The 2305-nt window shown below is 32.8% G+C and carries 2 protein-coding genes; both read left to right on the top strand.

What is annotated here, in order from left to right; translation table 11 throughout:
• On the top strand, positions 1-1108 hold a 1108-nt coding region (locus tag HY951_14750; GenBank protein ID MBI5541321.1), incomplete at its 5' end, for a hypothetical protein.
• A 568-nt stretch (positions 1109-1676) separates the two neighbouring features.
• Positions 1677-2305 (top strand): HAMP domain-containing histidine kinase (locus HY951_14755; protein ID MBI5541322.1); only part of this gene is annotated, 629 nt, incomplete at its 3' end.

Genomic DNA, 2305 nt, shown 5'->3' on the forward strand with positions numbered 1-2305 from the left:
GGAAGTTGGTTTTATCAAACGTTATGTTGGTATGCACGGAAAAGAAAAAACACAGGATGAAATATTACGTTTCCTGAACTCTTTACAAAAAGCTATACTTGAAAAACGTATTCGTAAAACCTCTGTTTATGCAAAAGAAGTTGAAAACATCCAGAACCAACTTATTAAATGTTATGAGAAAATGGGCGACAGTATTAAAATTACAATAGACAGTAAAACAATTGCACGTTACAACGAAATAGCCCATAGTCAGAAAACCCTGCTTTCTGTAGCTTATATCCGGCAATACATTAATCTGCATGGGAAAAAGAATGTGAAGGAAAAAGCAAAATTATTAATGCAAAAAATGAAAAAAGCTGTAGAAAAGCACAAAGTAAGCAAAGATGATCCCTATGCAGACAGACTTAACAAGCTGTACAATTCTTTGAATGAATATATCGAAGGTAAAACCACAACTCCGGTTATAAGCAAAAGTGAATTGAACGGCTTAATGGGTCTGGCTGGTTTCAGTCAAAAAAAAAGCCCAGAACTCAACGGAATAGAAGAAGAACCCGAAAATAACGAAGTAATCCGTAGTTCAGAACTGGTAAATATGAATTTTAAAACCATCGGTCTTCAGGGAAAATATTGTGAACTTATAGGAGATCCCTGTGTCGGTTTTTCTGCAATGGTTTACGGATTGCCAAAATCCGGTAAATCTACCCTCTGCATTGACTTTGCAAAATACTTGGCTGAACATCATGGCAAAGTGTTATACTGTGCCATTGAGGAAAAATTCGGATATACTTTAAAGGAAAAAATGGACAGGCTTGGTGCTAATCATCCGAATCTTTATGTATCAGAAAAAATACCGGATAATCTTTCTGATTATAATTTTGTTTTTATTGACAGCATTTCACGTGCTGGTTTTGATATGGATTATCTACGGAAACTCAGAAAAGATTACCCCAAAACTTCTTTCATATTCATTTACCACACTACCAAAGACGGAAAATTCAGGGGAACAAATGAAAATGCACACGAGGTTGATGTTATTATTGAGGTTGCCGATGGAAAGGCAAAAGGAAACGGAAGGTTTGGGATTGGGGAAAGTATTAATGTGTTTTGAATCAGTTCAGGTATATCTCCCAAAAATCTGACTCCCCTTCAAGTGTTATAGAAATAAAACAAATCGTTTCAAAGTCAAGAATCATAGTATCCGGGTCAAAAGCAGGGACTAACTGTTTTTTCTTTCTCTTTTGCTTTGAAGATTTTGATTTCATACAGAGATTTTTACAAAAATATACTTTTTCGGAAACAACAACTATCTGGAAGATATATTTTAAATAATCTTAACATCTGAATTTTAACATAAGTAGATAATATTCATGTTTTTACAGGTATGTAAAAGTAGATATAGTAAAAATTTCATACATAAATTATAATTTATACCTTTGTTTATTGAAAACAAAAACATTAACCAATAAAACAGTATAAAAAGAATAAAAGAAATTAATTAATAAATTAGCGTTTAGCCGAATTCTGTTGTTGAAACCCTCCAAATTTTTAACTGAACAGGATAGTATGCTGACGCCTTAGCAAGGCGCAGTCTATTCTATACTTGTTCAGTGGGCTCTTGGAGGGGCCTCAACAACGGTTAGAAATATGACTGCGCTGATTTTTATACCAAGTTAAAAATGGAAAATCAACTCAGAGAAGCTCTCACCTCCAAAGACAAAATCTTTTCAATTATTGTTCATGACCTGAAAACACCGTTAAATGGGATTATCGGATTTTCAGAATTGCTGATTCAGGAAATGAAAAAACCGGAATGTATGAATTTGTGCGAAAAAAACTTTAATTATCTGAAAATACTGAATTCATCCTGTTACAAGATGCTTGAACTTATTAAAAATCTTGAAACATGGTCAAGACTGCAAAATGGTTTTATGACTTGTTGTCCGGTAATTATTGACCTTTCAAAAATAGTAAATGATAATATTGAATTAATGGAAGTTTTTGCCCGAAATAAAGAAATTAAACTGATTTCAGGTATTCAGAAAAAGGTAAATGTGTTTGCTGACTTTCAAATGTTGAATATTGTTATTAGAAATATTCTTTCAAATGCTTTGAAATTTACAGGAAAGAATGGAAAAGTGGAAATCACTTATAAAACTTTGGACGATAAAATTATTATTTGTGTTTCCGATAATGGAACCGGAATCCCCCCTGAACAGATAAAGTATCTTTTTGATAAAAATCAGTTTGTACAAACAAAAGGAACAGCAAATGAAGAAGGAACAGGGCTTGGACTAAAATTGTGCAA

It is taken from the genome of Bacteroidia bacterium, assembly GCA_016218155.1.
Lineage (GTDB): Bacteria > Bacteroidota > Bacteroidia > Bacteroidales > GWA2-32-17 > GWA2-32-17.